Genomic DNA, 18,224 nt, shown 5'->3' on the forward strand with positions numbered 1-18,224 from the left:
GTTCGATTTACACAAAAGGTCCGTTATGGAAGCCCGCAGCAGGAAACCTTCTGGGTTAAGTCATTAAACATCAAAGAAAGCAAAGGTGATGAGAAGGTGATCTATGAATTTGAACCAAGCAATACTTGATCTCATTGGCCGTGTGAACGGTTTAGAGCGCCAGCTTAGAAACCTTATTAGGCTCGGGCGGGTAAAGTCAGTATCCGGCTCAAAAGCTGTGATTGATTATGCGCCCAATAATGAGGATGACTATCTTTCACCGCCTATTCAATGGGTGGCTTTTGAAGCGGGCGAGGTAATTAAATGGCGAGCGCCAAGTATTGGTGAACAAGTTATGGTGCTCAATTTATCTGGCGGTGTTGATGAAGCACACGCGATCGCATTACCAGCGGCCTATTGTAGCGACTTTTGTCCCAAAGAGACGGACCCACGTAAAACCACGTTAAGCATTCTTGATGTGTTTAAAGTCACCGCAGATTTTGCGGGTAATTACTTGGTTGAAGCCGATAGCTCGGTCAAGTTTGTCACACCGTCTTTCTCTGTCGATGCCTCAGAAGTTATTTCAATGCAGACCAAACAATATAACCGAACCGCGAACACGGCTAACACCAAGGGCACTCAGTCACAAGAGGGCAATGTCAGCATTAAAGGCTCGCTTGATGTGAGTAACCAAATCAAAACGCCAGCCCTAGTGAGTTACGCACCGGGTGCGTTCTCCCTTGCAGGCAACGGTGCCAACTTCTCTGAGGCTGTGATCGCCAATGTGAAATTTAGTACCCATCGCCACAAAGTAAACCGTGAAGGCTCGCCAACCGAGGTTCCTATTAATTAAGAGGTTATTATGCAACAAGGTATTGATCCTACTACAGGCTTAACCGTTCGGGGCGCTAGGCAAGCAGAGTGCCGATTATTCAAAGCAATCACCACTCAGCTAGGTTCAAGAGAAAAACGGCGCGATGTTGGCGGCGAGTTTCGAAAACTTATGGGCCTTGCCAATGAGCACAATCGCATGCAAGCCATTAACCGCATTCACCGAATTATGGCTAATCCTGCCAACGATTTATCAGACATAGTTAACCCAAAAGTTGACATTCGAATACATGGGGCGGGCTTTCTGACCCGCATTAATTACACATACGACGGACAAAAACAGGTGTTGGAGCTATGAGTAAAATAAAAATCCCGCAAATATTGACCGTTGAAAAATTTGCAGACATGCGCGAGCGGTTTATTAATGACTTTTTTCTTCCACATGCAGAAAAGGAAGTGGGTAATGAAAATGCGCGCAACTTAACCGAAGGGCTGCGCAGCCCCAACGAGTCTGCTGCTCTTTTGCTTGACGCCATGATTTTATTTCGCCAACAAGAAACCCGTAACGATAACTACAAATACCTACAACACTTTGCAAAAACCGTTACTGACTCGGAAATGGTGGATGTGGTGGTTTCCCGCTTGGGTTTGAAACGTCAAATCATTAAAGCAGAGGATACTACGGTCTCACCTACCACTCCTGCTGTAAAGGAATCGGATGCCTCGTTACTGCATCGCTATAGCTTAGCACCCTATGGTTTGGCGACCACAGGAACCCGAAGTGGCTATAAATTCCATGCCATGACCTTGGGAGCGCGCCCTTTGATCACGATTTCTAGTGAGTCGGACAATGTGGTGACTCAGCGCTTTGAGTTCACACCAACCGAGGGCGTGATTCGACCTAAAGATGCCAAAGCAAGGATGCTCAAAAAAAATTCAGGGGAGGTGGAAATACGCATACTCTCGCCTGAAGGCAATGGTCAAGCGAGTCAAACACTGCAAGATGCGGTGTTAGAGTATTGTCGCCGCCCTGATATTGCCCAAGAGTCTGATCATATTAGCGTGCGCTCTGCCAGCATCAAGCCCTACAAGATTGTGATTGAGGCATGGGAAGAAACCGCGCCTACTGGTTTGATAGACGAAAAGGCGTTAGAGCAAGCGCTTAGTGACTACGCTAAGCAGCAGCATAAACTCGGCGAAAAAATCCAGCGCTCGCGGATAAGCCAAATTGCGCACAACCATAACGCCACCAAGCTCAACATTTTGCAGCCATCAGCTGATTTGGTGTGTGAATGGTTTGAAGCGCCTTATTGTCAGGAGGTAAACGTGCATGTCAAAGCCAATCGATGAACAGACTCTTTTACCTGACAACCGCACCTCTTTTGAGCGCAGCTTTGAAGAGGGGTTTAAAAAACTGGTCAAAAGCCCAGACGTATTAGCTGAAATTGCAGACCCTTGCACCACCAGCCAAGAGATTTTGCCCATCATCGCCTCGGAGCGTGGGGTGAATGATTGGTTTTTTAGTGATACTGAAGATCAAAAACGCGCGATAACCAGAGTCTCTTATTCGGTGCATCAAACCAGTGGCACCAATGCGGGGATTGAGCTGGCGCTGGAAGCGGTGGACTTCTCTGCCAAGATTGAACATTGGACCAAGGTGCAAGGCGGTTTGCCCTACACGGTTTATGTTACGGCGCGGGCTAACACCAATCAAAATGTCACCAAAGAGCGGGCGCACCGCCTTATTGAGCGGCTAAACCATGTTAAATCTGAGCGCGATACGGTCGATTTAACCTTAGCTTACGATGTTGAACAAAAATTTAGAGTTCAGGCGGCGGTACTGCCGAGAGTCAATATTCAGCCGACCAAAGCCCAAGTTAAGCTATGGCCAATAAGCACCAGTGGACGCGTTTCACTTGGCGCAGCTGGCGGTGCGCCCATTTCGGTTAGCCCCCTTTTGGTCAAAGCCAAGCTGGCTCAAACTAAGTTAAGCGGCAATGACTACTTGGGTTCAGCCCTTGGTCTTCACCCCTTATCTGTTAGCCCTATTTATATAACTGCGAGAACGCCATGACACTAGCCGTAACCATTACCGAACACGGGTTAGCTGAATGTATCAGCGCCAAAGAAAAAGGATTGCATGCCAAGATCGAATGGATCTCGGCAGGCGATAGGGCCTATAGCCCAAGCCCAACCCAAACCAAGCTGCGCCGCGAAAAGCAGCGGGTAAAGATATCAGAATATAAAGACACAGGTGACACCTCACTGCAATGCACCGCTAAATTTGCCGGTGATTCAGAGTTTGCCATTAGAGAGATAGGCATTTGGTTAGCAAGTGGCACCTTACTTGGCGTGATTTCAGCGCCGGATAGAACCCTTAACTATAAAGCGGCCAAAGCCCAGGTGATCATTCCCTTTACCATGGACCTATCGGTACTGCCAACCGATTCGGTGCAGGTATCGGTTGGGGTGGAAAACCTTAATATTTTGATTGATAGCGAGATGATGAAAGATGCACTGGCGTTTATGCGCTCACAAGCGGTGCAAACTCAGCAATCTCATATGCTAATGCAACAAGCAGAGCGATTAAGACAACTGGAGACACACTAATGTCTGAAATTTTAAACCAATTGCAAGAGGTCAAACTGGCGGCGCAAGCCCAAACTGAGGCCAGTCAGGCGCAAACCACCGAAGTGGCCAATAAAATGGGCCACATTGACCAAACACTGCAACAAGCCAAGCAAAGTTTTGATACATGGAAATCGAGCACCAAAGCAGAAGGGATTGAAGGCCAAGGCCGATATGTCACGGAACTCTTTGTCGATGGCGATAAAGATACCTTTTATCCGGTGTATTTCCAAATGCATGCAGAGGACGAAAACGAAATTCAAATATATAGAAACTATAATTGGAACCACGATAATAACGATTTTAATGCTAGGCGACATGTAGCCTCGGCTTTGGTGGTGCTTAAGGGGCAAGCCAATCCTTGGAATGGTCAAGCTAACTACTTGCGCACTGTAGTCAATCGCCAGCAATATCGCCCATGTGTGGCCAACGTAGGCTTTCTTGCTTGGTGTGAGGCCCAAAAGATTGATCCAGACGGCCCTGATAGCGAATATAACAAACCCCAAGTGGGTTATCTAGCAAGAGCTCGGTCTGGCTTTATGCTTAGGGGCGGTAAGCTTAAATACCAAATCTACTCAAATAAGCCTATTGAGTTTCATTTATATCAAACTGAAGGAGAGGAGATTTATTCTTACTCGGGCCATAATGTCAACTGGCTTTCGAAAACGGTGTCTTTGGCAGAAGCTGAAGCGGGAGACTCGAACAATAATGTCCCACTTAACTACATAAGTTACGGTAAGGCTCAACCCGCCCCTTCATCATTTAACGCTATGAATTCAAGAGAGTAATTACACCATGATCAAACAACTTAACTTTCGCGGTGAAACACTAATTAATGTTCCCGCTGATATGTACTTACTACTCGAAATGGGTTTATCTAAAGCCGAAGCAGAGCAAGCCCTTAGCGCTTACCAAGCAGAAAAGGAGCTTGAGAAAATACGCGCCCATCGCGCGCCTTTGCTGATTGAAGCGGATCACTTGGTCAATATTGCGTTGGATAAAGGCCTTGATATTAAGCCTGCACGCGACTATCGCCAAGCGCTTAGAGACATTACCGACAAGGGACAAGTGTTTGCTGACGTAGAGTGGCCGACAAAGCCAACCGATGTACAACCAGGGAGAATAACGAATCTTTTGGTGAAAGTTGGCGCAGTAAAACCGGCGCAGTAAAACCCAGCGATACCAAGTAACACCTTGGTCAACATCCGCTTTTGATATGACGGGGATAACCCCAAGCTATTTTCTCTATCTTCTCAATACCGCCGCCTAATCTGGCCAAATGGCGGACATCAATCACAAGATATTGAGCGCTTTCTTATAGCAAGAGGGTTATCCCTGTCTATCCACACTACCTATTTTTACTAAAGTGAGAATGCTATGACACTAGCTGTCACCATCACAGAGCAAGGGTTAGCTGAGTGTGTGAACAAGAAAACCAAAGGAATTCATGCTGAGATCAAATGGATTTCTGTTGGTGACCGAGACTACACACCTAGCGCGACTCAAACTAGCCTGCGCAATGAAAAGCAGCGGGTTGAAATTTCACAATACAGGGACACAGGAGAAGCATCACTACAATGTACCGCCAAGTTTTCCGGCGATAGCGAATTTGCCATTCGGGAAATCGGTATCTGGTTATCAAGCGGCACCTTGCTCGGGGTTATTTCAGAGAAAGACAAAACCCTCAACTATAAAGCCACCAATGCACACGTCATTATCCCATTTACCATGGATTTATCGGCGCTGCCGACCGATTCAGTCAAGGTCAATGTTGGGGTAGAGAATCTTAATATTCTCATCGATGAAGACTTCGCTGCGCTAAGCGCCAGTGTGGTCAATAATCAGGCTCAATCGTTAAAGCAAGCGCTGCGCATGGCTGAGTCACAAAAGCAGCGCGATGAGTTTGCTGGGCAAGTTAACCAAACGCTTGAACATCAAACCGCCCATTTGCGCAGTCTTGATAGTCAGATAGAGCGCTTTCAAGGCCGTATCAATACCGAGTTTACTGCGCTAAGCACAAGCCTAGTCAGTGTCCAAGCCAATGATATTCAGCAGCAGCTAGACTTGCTCGCAGCTAACAAAGAGTACAACCAGTTTACTCATCAGATGCGTGAGCAGCTTGAAAGCCACTCGGCAAAACTAGAATCCATCATCTCAGACCTAGACAGGTCTCGTGAACAATTAAGTAACGATTTTACCAGTTTGGCCGAAGGCCATGTCTCGACTCAGCTGAGTGTCATTAAGCAAGAGCTGCGACTCAACGCATTAGAAAGTCGCATTAAATAACCACAAATAAGGAATACCATGGCCAATACAAGCGAAATAACCAACTTAATTAATCAAACGACTAAATTAACCCAAACCGTGTTGGATAAAATGGCGGATATCGACCAAACCGTAGACAGAGCGGTCGCCAAAATACCAGCCATGTTTGAAGAGAAAAGAGTTACCGTCGATGTAAATAATGGTAATGACAGTAATCCCAATGGCCCATTTAAAAACCTACATGCTGCTATTTATAGTGTCCCAGACGGGGGGAATGTGAGGGTCACTTTACCTCGCAGTAAAGAAGGCTTTGTCTATGAGCTCGATAGGGCTATCAATATTGGCTCAAGAAAGGTGACTATTATTGGTGGTTATTCCTCCATGGAAAGTGAAGGCTACAAACCCACAATCATTAAACCAATAAAAGAATTAAATATTCACAACCGCACCGCATTGAAAGGTTGTTTTTATGGGCATGCAGGAGGAGAGTTGAAATTCCTTTACGTAAGAACCATGCTTCCCCGACTATTCCCAAATAGTAAAGAGTGGCATGCCCACTCTGGAGCTTTTATTAGTGGTGCCATTACATTCAAACAACATAATTACAACATTACGCTCCCGGGAATTTTTGTTGAAAATAATGGCTCAAATGAAGCGCCAGTGCCTTTTCTACGCTCCAGTGCACGTGATGTCAAAGGGGATATGTCAGTTGCCTTGTCCTATGTTCGTATTGAAACAACCGATAAAAAACCACTGTTTCAGTTGCAATATGGTGGAGCTACTATGCGTTTTAGTATGCATAATTCAAAAGTGTTCAACTCTTCTGGCGCTAAGGTAGAAGCTCGAGAGTTATTTAGTGGGTTGCAATATGGCTTACATGGCTATGCCACCAATTTATTAGCCAGCGATGTATTAACAAAAAAGAAAGGGTAGAGCATGTTATTAACGTTTTTTTATCAAGGCGCGCATTATATTAACTACACAGTAGAGGATGCTCAGCAAGCAAACATTCCCGATGCGGTGATCAACCAAGCGCAGCAAGAGGCAATATACGATAGTTTGGTGGCCGAGCGTCGCCAAGCTTATGCACTGGAATCTGATCCTATTTACACTGAATGGCAATATGACAAAACTGCCGAAAAAGAACAACAATGGCGCGATAAAGTCGCTGAAATTAAAGCCCGCTACCCATTGCCACCCAAAGCATAACCCACCGCCCATTCGGCGGTTTTTTTATGCCTAAATTAAGCCCAAATCATGCGGCTGTGCTGGACCTTATCACTCAGCACAGCCGCCAACCCATTTAATAAGGAATACCATGGCCAATACAAGCGAAATAGCCAACTTAATTAGCGAAACGACTAAATTAACCCAAGCTGTGTTGGGTAAAATGGCGGATATCGATAATAAAGTCGCCAGCGCCGAGAGTGATTTTCAAAAGTTTAGTCAAAGTGTGGTCGATAACACCGGCTTTACCGCGATGAATTACAACCATGACTTTTTAGATACCCATGAACTTGAAGCCAATGCCCACGGACATAAAAATGTGTATCCCCTAGGGATGGGGATAAATAAGTTACGTAATGATTGGGTTAAAACTGAAATGATTAAAGTGCACTACGGCGCTAACCCAGAAAGTCGCGACGAAGAAGCAAAAAAGCTCCTTGACTTTATGTGTATTAAGCGAGGAACACAGTACTTTAGCAAAAGTTTCAATATACTAAAAATGACGGTGCTTGATACATCGTTTGAATCTATTCCAAGATACGATTTTTATATTCCCGATCGACACGTAAAGCTTAGTCCTTCGGCTACCTTTATGGCGTACGCCAAAATTGAAGGTACCTCTAAAGTCAATTGGTTAAATGTCAAACAAAAAGATGAATGGCAGCAAATAATAGCACATAAGTCAAGTCATACCCCTGGTAGTTACAGACATATTGACCTTAACTTTACTGATGCCAGTGTGGGTGATGTTCTTTATTTGGCTCTGCCGACCATTTGTACTGGGCACTTCCCTAAATCAAAAAAACACGGCGTGCTATACAGCCCGAAAACCGAGTTGATCCGTAAAATTAATACACTTCACTCACAATAAGGAAAATAAGTAATGACAATGTTAGTTGTAACTCGCCGTGGCCTTGTGGCTGAAGACTGGGTTGAATCGATAGAAAAGCGCGATCAGCTTATGTTTGAAGCTGACAAGCTGGTTAATACCGCTTTAGATAATGGCCTCGATGCTGCGCCGTTTCGCCAGTATCGCCAAGCCTTGCGCGATATTCCTCAAACCTTTACTGATGCTACAGAGATTATCTGGCCGCAAAAACCCACACTAGAGCAAATATAAACCTATGACCGCGTTAAGCGGTTTTTTTATATCTAAATAACGCCCCTATCTCTATTGTAAAACCAATAGCCGATAGGGCGTTTTTCTATCTTTAATGAGGAAAGTAATGGCAAGTTCAGAGACGGGACAGTTGATTCAGGCGGTGAATCGTTTGACCCAAACCGTTCAAGATAAAATCGCCGATATAGACAGCAAAGTGGATTCGGTAGCCAATGACATTCGCGCTAACACAGGGCTTACCCAAAAGCAGGTGTTTTATGTTGATGCTGAAACGGGTGATGACTCGGCAACAGGCTCAGCGCAACGCCCTTTTAAAACCGTAAAAAAAGCGCTCAGCTCTGCTTATTCAGGCGCCGTATGTACCATCCGATTACAACGAAATCAAAGGCATATAATAGAAGAAAATGTTACTAACTTTTCTAGTCTTATTGAGTTTCGCGCTTGGGGTAGAAACGCAGATACTACTCGTTCTTTCCACTATGATGCATCGACACCTATTTTAGACATCCAAGGCGGAATCAACACATATGGCAGTTTGGTTTTTGGTGGCCATCAAGAATCACTCATTATCGAGTTAAATGACCGAGCAGAGAGTGAATTCTGGGGAGGAGGTGCGGTAACAATAGCTCGCAGCCGCTTAGTCTTAAACCTTCAATCAGACAAAAAATGCTTCTTTGGCGAACGGCGTTATCTCAGCCCAAATAAAGTTACTTTACGTGAGGCTGAAATTGAAAAAAATCAAGGCTATCTTGCATACCCTTGTCAATTGGTAGTTGATAGTTCTTGGGGCTTTGAATACGTAGAGGACCTTATCCTAGGAGCGAATAAAGATAATACCCTATCTAACGTTCCATTTAAGTCATAGGAGGCAGCATGGAAATCTCTTTTAATTACAATAACCAAAGTTATGTCAACTTTGACCCTAGCTCAGAGCTATTTGAATCACTCGATATTCCGGCGGAAGATAAAGCGCGAATTGTTTTGGAGGCGCAACAGCAAGCTGTGTTAGATAAAAGAAACGCCGCGTATCAAAAAGAAGTCTACCCCATGCTGCTTGATTTGCAATTTGAGCGAAATGAGCAAAAAGAGCAAGCGTGCCGAGAAAAAGTCGAACAGATTAATACTCGATACCCACTACCCCAAGAGCTATAACAAACCGCCAATTCGGCGGTTTTTTTATATCTAACTATCAACTTTGGCCCTGCACTTTTGCAGGGCTTTTTATATGGAGCAAATGCCAATGGCAAGCAAAAAAGCCTCAACCTCTCGCGCTAAGGGAGAAAACGATCCGCGCGATTACCGAATGCTGGTGGAAAAGCGCATTCTTCAATGCTGGCGCGAACCCGGTGAGATCATCAGTTTGATGCCTTCTCAAGCTGAATACCACCTGATGAATGATACCCTTGAATTAAACGAAGAGAGTAAATAATGGCAACGATAACCACACAAACTCATAACGGGATTTCTCTGGAAGTGAGTGAACCACTAGGCCCTATGGGCGGCGTAGATAACCAGCTTGGTGGCTTTATTGGCACGACCAAACACAAGAGTGAAAACGTTAGCTATGGCGAGCCAGTGAAAATTCGCACCCTTGCTGACCTAGCGCTGATTGATACAAGAGAAAAGCCAGCGGGCGTTTTGTATAACAGCGTCAAGTATTTTCTGGAAGTGGCTCAGGTGCCATGTTACGTCATTATGTGCGAAGAAGATGCTAACAAAGCAACCAACATTAACAATGTGATTGGTGGGACTTCAAGTGCCGGCCGTTTAACGGGTATTCACGCTTTTAAAGCTTGCCCTGAAGCGCCAACCAGTATTGCCGCGCCCGGTTTTCATAGTATTGAAGTTGCTAATGCACTGGCTGGTGTTGCTGATCAGACTTACTGTGAAGCTTGGATTGATGGCCCCAACACTAACACTGAAGCGGCGAAGACGTTTGCTAAAAAGCTTGGAGAGAGCCACAAGCGTGTATGGTGTTGTGATGTTAATGGTGAGCGCTGGGATCACGCTATTCCAGCTTCTGTGATTGGTATGGCGGCGCGATGCAGTGTTAAACCTTCTCAAACACCAAATGGTGCTTCTACTCCTTTGGATGATATTTCACGTAGTGTCGGATACCGCGTGAATGATAAAAACAGCGAAGGGGTTGAGTTGAATAAAGTCGGGGTATCGGTAACGATTCGCGATCCAAATGGCGGCTTGATGTTCCTTGGTACTCGCACCGCTGATGGCAGTTTTGGCAATATCATTGGGATTGAAAACCAGTTGTGCCGCGAGCTTATTAAGTCGCACCGCGACACAATGAAATACAACCTAGACTTTGATTTCTTTAAACAGCGCATTGCTCAGTTAAGCAACTGGCTGTCAAGCCTACAAGCTGATGGCGAGATCATCGGCGCGCGATGCTATCTGCATGAAACTCGCAACAACTTGCAAAGATATAAAAATGGCGAATGGGTCTTGGTTATCGATTGGGGCGCTTATCGTCCAAATGAGCACTCCATTATTGAACTCAATCAAGACGATGAACTGCTTAAAGTATACGTCGACGACGCAATTAAAACATTCGGTTAATAAAGGTTAAATATGTCTAATAGAGTTACTCACGCGAGAAAACTAACGCTGCCAGGCGGTATTAAAATCACTAACAACATGGAAGAGTTCACGCCACCCAAATACACCAAGGTGTATGCGGATGTGCCGGGATCCTTTATGGGCAAGAAAGTGTGTGTTGGCTACGAAGCCTCTGAGTGGTCAGTCACCATTAAAGGTGAAATGGCTGCGGTAGTAAAAAGCGCGCTAAAAGATGCAGATAAAACTGTCATCATCTACAACGAAAATGGTGTCAATAAACATAAACGTTATGACGCTGAGCACGCAATGACAGGCGAAGTCGTGGTTGAATACTCCGCAAATAAGATGCGTGAGCAGCAAACGCTAACCCTAACGGGGCAAATCACTAAGCATTTGTGGAAAGAAAACGGTAACACGCTTGCTGATGTTGATATTGACAATGGTCGATACATCATAGGCGGTAAGCAATTTAACGTTTAAACCATTTATTTACCTGACTAAAGGCCGCCCAAGGGTGGCCTTTTTTATACCAAAAAAGAGACACGAGCATGAGCCAAACGCACTATCTAGAACGCACTTTCACGCTGTTGAAGCCCGTTGAAGATCACCGCCAAGTCACAGTAAAACCCATGAGCCGTCAATCGAGCATGGAGATAGAGCCTAAGGGAGACACCTTCACTCAAGAAGAGAAAGAAGCCCTAGTGATGGCCTCTACCGGTTTGAATCAAGAAGAGCTTGATGCCTTATCAAGCCCAGACTGGCTAACACTATATAGCGCATCGTACGATTTTTATCATCAAACCGGTTACCAATTGGCAGGTGAAAAACAAGTGGATACTGCCAAAGACGCGATCCTCTTTTTCAGTGGTGAGCGAAAAGTATCGTTAGAACTTCCTACGCTCAAATTATCCAAAATGGCCGATAAAATGAGCGACGATATCAAGCGTGCTTGCTTTATTTTGGCCAACCTGACTGACTTAGAAGAAGCAGAGATCATGAACTTACCCCTGCCTGATTATCGCAGCCTTGTCAGTGCAGCCTCCCATTTTTTAACCAAACCAGCGGCTTACTTTCAGTAAAGAGCGTTGAAACCATTTTAGATATTGTGCCCTTGGCGGGCTATTGCGCCACGGATGCACTTGAGTGGACAACGGAAATTGCCTTAAGGCGTTACGAGCTAGCTTTGGCTCATTTGGGGGTGAAGCGTGGATAAAAAAACACAACCTGGCATCACCATAAACGCACAACAGGTGGTCGCTGGGTTCAAAACACTAGAAAGTGTGCAACAAGGGTTAATCAACACACTAAAGCAAACCCAGAAACAATTTAGTGCATTAAATGAAAAACTTAGGTTAACGAATGCAGGATTAAAAGACTCAGCCAAAGAGTCAGAGTTAACCAAGCCAAGAATGCAGTCAGGCCAAGACGTAGAAAGCCGCTGGGAAAAACAAAAGCAAGAGGCTTTGGAAGCTTTGCCTGGCGTATCCGACAAGGCTATGGAAGTGATGATTACTGCTGCGAGTACTGCATTGTATTCGTCAATGAACAATGAGGCGTCCTATATCAATGTTGCCAATAATTTAGATTTTGGCGAACAAGGGCTTGTTAGTGAAGAGGCTAAAGAATTACGTCATGCTCTCAACGCTCTAGCGGTTGAAATGGCAGGAGCAAAGCATGGTGATGTGTTAAAAATTGCCGAGTTAGGTGCTAATGGAGGGATTGCCAAGCAAGACCTAGAAGTGTTTACCCGTGATACCATAATGACGGCGCAAGCTTGGGGGATGACCAAAGAGGAGTCTGCTCAGAAAGGTATAGCGCTTCGTACGTCTATGGGGTATGAAGAGGGAGAGGTTGGCCAAAAGCAGTTTATGCAAATGGCAAACATGATCAATGAGGTGAATAAAAATAGCGGTATAGCAGAGAAAGATCTGATTGATGTGATGATCAAGGCTGCTCCTCGCTTGTCAAACTCAGGTTTTACAGAACAAGAGGCTCTGAGTCTCGCCAATTCACTTTTGCTGGCCGGCGCGAACAAAGACGATGCGGCAAGATCGGCAGAAGATATTGCATCAGCGCTTAACCTTGGTTCTTCTGCAAGCGATGATCAAGTTGCTGCCTTTGAAAAGCTGGGCATGGATGCAACATCAGTATCAACCGCAATGAAAACGGATGCGATGGGGACTCTTGTTAAAGTACTTGAGGGTATAAAAGGACTTAGTAAACAAGATCAATTCGCTACGGTGAAGACGTTATTTGGCGCTAACTCCCCCAATGCCTCAGTATCTTATATTGAAAGTCTTTTGAACGATCCTACAAAGCTTATCGAAACTAAGAATCAAGCGGAGAATGCTAGCCCTGATTCGGTAACCAAAGAGTACGCTGCAAGCGCAGATACCAAGCAAGCGGATATGGAGCGTTCCTTAGACGCTTTTAATAATTTATCCATTGTTGTCGGGGATAAAATGTGGCCCGCATTTAGTGGCATATTAAACGCCATTACTGATGTAACCATAGCCACCACTCAGTGGATAGCCGAATCAGAAGTTGCGGCTTCTGCTATTTTAGGTTTTGGGGGAGCGATACTCGGTGGCCTCGCTGCGTATAAAGCATATCGAGGTGCTAAGTTTATTGGCACTCTTGCAGGTATTGCCAAAGAAGCGCTGGGGATGAAAAAGCAGCCTAGTGCTATCGATGGAGCATCGAATGCGGCTTGCACACATTGTGATGATGTTGATCGCCGAGAAAAAGCCAACCGTAGTAGGCGTGTGAATCAGTCCGGAGATCAAGTTAGAACCAGAAGTAATCCCAGAACAAGACAACCCCGCTCTCGTCCTCGAAATAAGCTCAAACCTCGTATCCTAAGTTTTGCTACTAGTGCTGCATCTTTCCTTGCTGATAAAGCGAAGGGGGTGCCTAGTCTTATTTCCAACGGAGCTAAGAAGGTAGCCCAAACCACACATACTATTGGTGACAAGTTAAAAGACAAGCGTGTTAATCCGCTACCTAAAAAACTGTTGGCTTTTGGTCCTTTAAAAATGGGGCTAAGAGCGATTGATATTGGAAGCAGCCTAGCCCAAGGCGATACGGCTTCAGCTGTTGAAAGTGGCGGTGGGTTATTGGGGGGCATGGGCGGGGCCGCTGCAGGAGCCGCTTTGGGAACTATGATACTGCCAGGGGTAGGCACTATAGTCGGTGCCACTATTGGCGGTATGTTGGGAGACTCTGCGGGTTCTGATATCGCCTCTGGCTTGTTTGATTGGTTTTCGAAAGATGACTTGCCCAATAAATCTGAGGAAATAAAAGCAGCGCAGATTCAAAAGGTCGAACAGGCGCAAAAGCCAAACGTGACTTTCTCTCCTGTGGTTCAGGTAACGGGTGCTGAACAACCCGAAAAAACGGCTGCTTTGACTGCGGACGCAATACAACAAGCCTTAGCGCAATTTGCTCGCGAACATGGCCTAGATTCTGACAATCTTACTCAAGATTTTGAACACTCACTGGTGAACTAATGCAGCACTTAGCACTTAACGATCATGTGTTAAGCGTAGTGAATGGCAATCCATTAGAAGAGCACTCGTATGATTCTTCTGCTGGATGGTCTGATTTTGACGCTATACACAGCCCACGACAAGACCCAACTGCAAACCCGTTGGATAACTGGACACTGAACCTTGTTGCCTTCACTGGCAATGGGGAAAGTGAAGCACAGGCTCTGCGAACCATGATGAAGTCACATGAAATCATTACAGTCACAGATGGCAAAGGGCAAAAATGGGGCCGGTTTACTCTTCGTAATATCAAAACCAGCTACACACGCATTGTTGAAAAAGGCCAAGCCCAAATTGTCAAAATGACCCTGACGTTAAAGGAATATCGACAACAAGATGAAAACCCGAGCAAAACCGTACGAAACCGTTAATACCTTACTTTACCGGGTGTTTGGTGTGGACTCTGACGATCTTGAAGAAGAGTTTTACAGACTTAATCCCACTCAGAACACCCCTTTTTTAAGGGCTAACCAAGAAATAGAGCTTCCCTATTTAGAGGAGGATTTAGAAACTACAAGCGATGATATTATTGTATGGACGTAATTGATATCAAAGGTGAAGGAGCGGCAAGTCTGATGCCGCTTCTAACCAACTGGTCGTTGTCGGACAGTGAAGGTATGCAGTCTGACCGGTTATCATTAACCTTTTCTGGCATGGAGTCACAAACTCTTATTCCTAAAAGTGGCACTGAATGGCGTGTATTTATCGATGGTGAGAAAAGGGGAGTTTACCAAATCTCTTCGATATCTGAGTATCTACATCCGGTTAAATTGGTTGTGCAATTGACCCCTGCTATTTTTTGTGTGGCGGATGAAAAGGGCTTTAAAGAGCCAAGGCGACGAACCTTTCCGCCAGCAAGAATACAAGATGTGATTAAAGCAGTAATGGAACCACATGGTTATGAAGTACGAGTTTGTCCCAAGTTTGCGTTCAAGCCAACCGAGCATCTTAACCAAAATGAGGAAACAGACTCAGCTTTTATTGCTCGTTTAGCAGCAAAGCACGACGCTATTGCCAAGCCGATTGATCGTATGTATGTGTTTGGTCAGCGCGGCAGCCTGAAAACCTTATCCGGTAATGAGCAGCCTGTGGTGACCATTACTCCGCAAGATGTACAACAAGGTAGTGCGAAATTAGCCCACCCCAGCTTTGTGCGCTTTAACGGCGTTAAAGCACATTGGCAAACACCTGAGACGGGCATAAGTGACATTCAAGTGATTGGTTCTCAGCCTTACTTTAGTATTAAAGAAGTGTTTAAACATCCTGATGAAGCTCAAGTAGCAGCAGAGGCGAAGTTGGCGGAATTTAAGCGCAAAATACAAAAGTTTAATGCTACTTTGCTCGGTCAGCCTGGCTTATTTGCTGAATCGGTAATGATATTGCAAGGCTTTCAATCCCCTCGTGCAAAAGGTCACTGGTCGGTCGACAACGTGACATTATCTGGCACCCGTACTTCTTACACTATTCAAGTTGAAGCGACTCGGCCTATATAATTATAAGGAGGTATTATGAAATACCCTCAATCATATTTAATTGCATTTAACAGAGTAATAGGACACGAAGGTAAATATCAGAATTCGTATTACGACCGTGGAAATTGGACAAGCGGAACTGTGGGTAAAGGTATTCGCAAAGGCACTAAGTTTGGTATTTCGGCCATGAGTTACCCGAGCCTTAATATTAAGCAATTAACCATAGAGCAAGCTAAAGCTATTTATTATCGTGATTTTTGGTTGAAATTAGGCGGAGATAAAGTCCATAAAGCTGTTATGTATCAGCTTTTTGACGCCGCGATTCATCATGGCAGCTGGCGAGCTGTTCAGTTTCTACAGCGTTCTGTAGGCACCAAAGATGATGGCCACTATGGTGTGAAAACAGATGCTGCGGTAAAAGCTACAGACCACAATGACCTGCTTTTGAAGTTTTTAGCCGAACGTTTGGACTTTATGAAAGAGGTTAAAACATGGTCGTTGTTTTCACGCGGATGGTCACAGCGTATTGCCGATAACTTGCGCCTTGCAGCGAGTGATAACTGAACAGTATCAAATAGTATTATATTTTATAAATACATTTAATATGAAATCACATTTAGTCTTATAATTGATAATATTTATTGTGCTATTCCTTGCTGATAATAACTCAATCTTCGATGAAGATCATTCTTATTCAATGTCGGCTTTAATAATACTACCTTTCTTGATGGCCTTGCTGACTTTTGTCTGCTTGTGATTGTTTAGTTTATTTAACCAGAGGTATTGGAAAAGCTATTGGCTTTTTATTTGTATTTGGCTTATGCCAAAAATAAGCTGGATGATAATCCCATAAACTTTAATTGGAAATATATGCCATTCCTGAAATTATTTATAGAAATGTTAAAAATTGCACCTTATTTAGTTGATAGCTACCAAGATCAACGTAAAGAGAGAGTGAAAAAAAATAACAATAAGCACAAGGAGCGTATTAATGAAAACCCTATCGAAACTTTTAGTGATGACTTTGGCCCCGCTTCTGGTAGCGTGCAGCTCGATAAGAGTATCCGACGCAAACTGCCCTCCGACGCCAAAAAATCTTGAGTGGTATACGGTTAATGATAATGGTGAGCAAGGGGTCTATTTACCTGAACAAAGTTTTAAAGACCTACAACACTACATTGCTCAGCTCAAATTATGTAGTGCTAATTACATATAACACTTGGCCCAACTGGTATGGTGTTGGGCCCTCATTCCTGTTACTTAAATTAGTTGTCCTCGGCTTGGGTTAAGTGTTGTAAAGCCCTTTCAATTTTCCTTTCTATTTCGATGAACAAGCAGACCAAATGGGCTTGTTCCCAGTTGGTAGCAGCCTCACTTCCGCAAGCAGCCAAGCCTTTTACGCTCTCCAGTAAATCCAAACTTTCCTCATTACTCATACAGCCACTCCAGTCATTGAGAAATATTTCCACTCTATTAGGATAGAATTTGTCCAATCAATAAATATAGAGATTAGACTGAAAACTATTAGCTGTAGCATTTTAGTTTTTTTATAATAGGTTTCTAATATAAGGTTAAATAAAGTCATGTTTTCCTAGCTTAGTTTTTATTATATAAAATTTTCTATTTTTCTTTTATTAACTAATTGGCATATAGTTAAATTTCATAATATAGGAAACGCATAACACGTAAATACCTTCAACTCTATAAATCTCTTTTTAGTCATATTAGGGATTGAACAATCACACCAAGGTAGGCGTATGTCGCATCATGACTTAATGCTGGTTATAAAAAGAAGGCGTGAACGTGATCAATTGACCCAAATGGCCATAGCAAAGGCGATAGGTGTTAGTCGGCGACATTATGTTCGATGTGAGTCAGGAAAAGCAGAATTGAAGCTGTCACAATTTGTCAATGCGATGAAGTTTTTAAATATAACTTACTTGGATTTGGCTTTGGATCTACTCAATCTAACACCAGTGACGGCGTGTGATGTTGCGGCGGCAGCACGGACGCTCAGTGCTGCTGCTCGTAGGTCGTTAGTGGAGTTTATGATGAAAAATCATCATGATAGAAAAAAGATTAATTAATGATGCAGGCATTTTACTAATGGCTTCTTTAAGCTTCGCTTGTGAGTTCTGCGTGGTTTATGTGTTGTTGGCATTCTCTTCCTAGCTGTTCGATAACTTGAAAACAGAGAGATAAAGTAGCGTGATCTATTTGGTTTGCTGCTTCTCCCGCTGCAGTTGCAACGGCTGTGAGTTGCTGTACTTTTACGTCCGCACACTGAATGTGCTCGGTTGCATCAAAGTTCATTGTTACCTCGATAAAGAACAGGATTAATACTGTATATTTAAACAGTATTTTGGTTTGATTTCCATGTTTTTCTACAGAAAAATAGATGATTACTAAAGGTTTTTTTGCTTGCTGAACCTTGTTCTCTCTAGGCTGAAACTTGTACCAAGTAAAGGCTGATTAAATGGCGATCCTGAGCTTTAAACCCTAGTGTAAAATCGATTAGATAGCGAGTTAGATTGTGTGCTTGGCAATAGTACAAGCTAAGACAGAGGCAATTGAAACATG

Annotated in this window: 27 protein-coding genes; 25 read left to right on the forward strand and 2 right to left on the reverse strand. The window is 44.1% G+C overall.

Translation table 11 applies throughout. The features are described 5' to 3' along the window. Nucleotides 1-103: 103 nt before the first annotated feature. The 24 genes from AAFM34_RS06675 to AAFM34_RS06790 all read left to right on the forward strand — a co-directional run bounded on the left by AAFM34_RS06675 (nt 104) and on the right by AAFM34_RS06790 (nt 16,745). Nucleotides 104-832 (forward strand): phage baseplate assembly protein V, encoded by a 729-nt coding sequence (locus AAFM34_RS06675; RefSeq protein ID WP_341661180.1) that lies wholly within the window; start codon nt 104-106, stop codon nt 830-832. Nucleotides 833-841: 9 nt separating this feature from the next. Next, nucleotides 842-1,168, forward strand: a complete 327-nt coding sequence (locus tag AAFM34_RS06680; protein WP_341661182.1) for a hypothetical protein — start codon at nt 842-844, stop codon at nt 1,166-1,168. Further along, nucleotides 1,165-2,160 carry a baseplate J/gp47 family protein gene (locus AAFM34_RS06685; RefSeq protein WP_341661184.1) on the forward strand — a complete coding sequence of 332 codons (996 nt, stop codon included), beginning with the start codon at nt 1,165-1,167 and terminating at the stop codon, nt 2,158-2,160. The genes AAFM34_RS06680 and AAFM34_RS06685 overlap by 4 nt, the downstream gene beginning before the upstream one ends. Then, a complete protein-coding gene (locus AAFM34_RS06690) occupies nt 2,141-2,884 on the forward strand; it encodes a phage tail protein I (protein ID WP_341661186.1) in 744 nt (247 codons plus the stop codon). Before AAFM34_RS06685 ends, AAFM34_RS06690 begins: the two co-directional genes overlap by 20 nt. Beyond that, nucleotides 2,881-3,420: a phage tail protein gene (locus tag AAFM34_RS06695; RefSeq protein ID WP_239174231.1), complete on the forward strand. Its 540-nt coding sequence runs from the start codon at nt 2,881-2,883 to the stop codon at nt 3,418-3,420. Before AAFM34_RS06690 ends, AAFM34_RS06695 begins: the two co-directional genes overlap by 4 nt. Next, entirely contained in the window at nt 3,420-4,226 is an 807-nt protein-coding gene (locus AAFM34_RS06700) for a hypothetical protein (RefSeq protein ID WP_341661191.1), read from the forward strand. The genes AAFM34_RS06695 and AAFM34_RS06700 overlap by 1 nt, the downstream gene beginning before the upstream one ends. Before the next feature lie 7 nt (nt 4,227-4,233). Further along, nucleotides 4,234-4,608, forward strand: a complete 375-nt coding sequence (locus AAFM34_RS06705; RefSeq protein WP_341661193.1) for a phage tail assembly chaperone — start codon at nt 4,234-4,236, stop codon at nt 4,606-4,608. A gap of 207 nt (nt 4,609-4,815) precedes the next feature. Beyond that, nucleotides 4,816-5,724 (forward strand): phage tail protein, encoded by a 909-nt coding sequence (locus tag AAFM34_RS06710; RefSeq protein ID WP_341661196.1) that lies wholly within the window; start codon nt 4,816-4,818, stop codon nt 5,722-5,724. An 18-nt stretch (nt 5,725-5,742) separates the two neighbouring features. After that, nucleotides 5,743-6,636 carry a hypothetical protein gene (locus AAFM34_RS06715; protein WP_341661198.1) on the forward strand — a complete coding sequence of 298 codons (894 nt, stop codon included), beginning with the start codon at nt 5,743-5,745 and terminating at the stop codon, nt 6,634-6,636. Nucleotides 6,637-6,639: 3 nt separating this feature from the next. After that, entirely contained in the window at nt 6,640-6,912 is a 273-nt protein-coding gene (locus tag AAFM34_RS06720) for a hypothetical protein (protein WP_341661200.1), read from the forward strand. A 109-nt stretch (nt 6,913-7,021) separates the two neighbouring features. Then, complete coding sequence (locus tag AAFM34_RS06725; RefSeq protein ID WP_341661202.1) at nt 7,022-7,801, forward strand: phage tail protein; 780 nt, start codon at nt 7,022-7,024, stop codon at nt 7,799-7,801. A gap of 12 nt (nt 7,802-7,813) precedes the next feature. Beyond that, a complete protein-coding gene (locus AAFM34_RS06730) occupies nt 7,814-8,050 on the forward strand; it encodes a phage tail assembly chaperone (protein ID WP_341661204.1) in 237 nt (78 codons plus the stop codon). A 106-nt stretch (nt 8,051-8,156) separates the two neighbouring features. Continuing rightward, nucleotides 8,157-8,915: a DUF948 domain-containing protein gene (locus AAFM34_RS06735; RefSeq protein WP_341661206.1), complete on the forward strand. Its 759-nt coding sequence runs from the start codon at nt 8,157-8,159 to the stop codon at nt 8,913-8,915. A gap of 8 nt (nt 8,916-8,923) precedes the next feature. After that, the gene (locus AAFM34_RS06740) at nt 8,924-9,202 is read left to right on the forward strand and encodes a hypothetical protein (RefSeq protein WP_341661208.1); all 279 of its coding nucleotides are present in this window, start codon (nt 8,924-8,926) and stop codon (nt 9,200-9,202) included. Nucleotides 9,203-9,290: 88 nt separating this feature from the next. Next, nucleotides 9,291-9,479 carry a hypothetical protein gene (locus AAFM34_RS06745; RefSeq protein WP_341661210.1) on the forward strand — a complete coding sequence of 63 codons (189 nt, stop codon included), beginning with the start codon at nt 9,291-9,293 and terminating at the stop codon, nt 9,477-9,479. After that, nucleotides 9,479-10,624, forward strand: a complete 1,146-nt coding sequence (locus AAFM34_RS06750) for a hypothetical protein (protein ID WP_341661212.1) — start codon at nt 9,479-9,481, stop codon at nt 10,622-10,624. Before AAFM34_RS06745 ends, AAFM34_RS06750 begins: the two co-directional genes overlap by 1 nt. A 12-nt stretch (nt 10,625-10,636) precedes the next feature. Further along, on the forward strand, nt 10,637-11,104 hold the full coding sequence (locus AAFM34_RS06755; RefSeq protein WP_114787494.1) for a phage major tail tube protein: 468 nt from the start codon (nt 10,637-10,639) through the stop codon (nt 11,102-11,104). A 68-nt stretch (nt 11,105-11,172) separates the two neighbouring features. Continuing rightward, on the forward strand, nt 11,173-11,703 hold the full coding sequence (locus AAFM34_RS06760) for a hypothetical protein (RefSeq protein WP_341661214.1): 531 nt from the start codon (nt 11,173-11,175) through the stop codon (nt 11,701-11,703). Between the two features lie 126 nt (nt 11,704-11,829). Further along, a complete protein-coding gene (locus tag AAFM34_RS06765) occupies nt 11,830-14,133 on the forward strand; it encodes a phage tail tape measure protein (RefSeq protein WP_341661216.1) in 2,304 nt (767 codons plus the stop codon). Further along, nucleotides 14,133-14,543 (forward strand): phage tail protein, encoded by a 411-nt coding sequence (locus AAFM34_RS06770; RefSeq protein ID WP_341661218.1) that lies wholly within the window; start codon nt 14,133-14,135, stop codon nt 14,541-14,543. Before AAFM34_RS06765 ends, AAFM34_RS06770 begins: the two co-directional genes overlap by 1 nt. Beyond that, nucleotides 14,509-14,715 carry a phage tail protein gene (locus AAFM34_RS06775; protein ID WP_114787490.1) on the forward strand — a complete coding sequence of 69 codons (207 nt, stop codon included), beginning with the start codon at nt 14,509-14,511 and terminating at the stop codon, nt 14,713-14,715. Before AAFM34_RS06770 ends, AAFM34_RS06775 begins: the two co-directional genes overlap by 35 nt. After that, nucleotides 14,706-15,665: a hypothetical protein gene (locus AAFM34_RS06780; protein WP_341661220.1), complete on the forward strand. Its 960-nt coding sequence runs from the start codon at nt 14,706-14,708 to the stop codon at nt 15,663-15,665. The genes AAFM34_RS06775 and AAFM34_RS06780 overlap by 10 nt, the downstream gene beginning before the upstream one ends. A 15-nt stretch (nt 15,666-15,680) precedes the next feature. After that, the gene (locus AAFM34_RS06785; protein ID WP_341661222.1) at nt 15,681-16,208 is read left to right on the forward strand and encodes a glycosyl hydrolase 108 family protein; all 528 of its coding nucleotides are present in this window, start codon (nt 15,681-15,683) and stop codon (nt 16,206-16,208) included. Between the two features lie 231 nt (nt 16,209-16,439). After that, a complete protein-coding gene (locus AAFM34_RS06790) occupies nt 16,440-16,745 on the forward strand; it encodes a hypothetical protein (RefSeq protein WP_341661224.1) in 306 nt (101 codons plus the stop codon). A gap of 164 nt (nt 16,746-16,909) precedes the next feature. On the opposite strand, the gene AAFM34_RS06795 is transcribed toward AAFM34_RS06790, so the two are convergent. Further along, entirely contained in the window at nt 16,910-17,080 is a 171-nt protein-coding gene (locus tag AAFM34_RS06795) for a hypothetical protein (protein ID WP_341661226.1), read from the reverse strand. A gap of 321 nt (nt 17,081-17,401) precedes the next feature. Between AAFM34_RS06795 and AAFM34_RS06800 the strand changes: the two genes are divergently transcribed. Next, on the forward strand, nt 17,402-17,731 hold the full coding sequence (locus AAFM34_RS06800) for a helix-turn-helix transcriptional regulator (RefSeq protein WP_114787486.1): 330 nt from the start codon (nt 17,402-17,404) through the stop codon (nt 17,729-17,731). A 28-nt stretch (nt 17,732-17,759) separates the two neighbouring features. Here AAFM34_RS06800 and AAFM34_RS06805 read toward each other — a convergent pair whose 3' ends face one another. Beyond that, entirely contained in the window at nt 17,760-17,957 is a 198-nt protein-coding gene (locus tag AAFM34_RS06805; RefSeq protein WP_341661230.1) for a hypothetical protein, read from the reverse strand. Nucleotides 17,958-18,224: the final 267 nt, after the last annotated feature.

It is taken from the genome of Vibrio sp. (assembly GCF_038138445.1).
Lineage (GTDB): Bacteria > Pseudomonadota > Gammaproteobacteria > Enterobacterales > Vibrionaceae > Vibrio.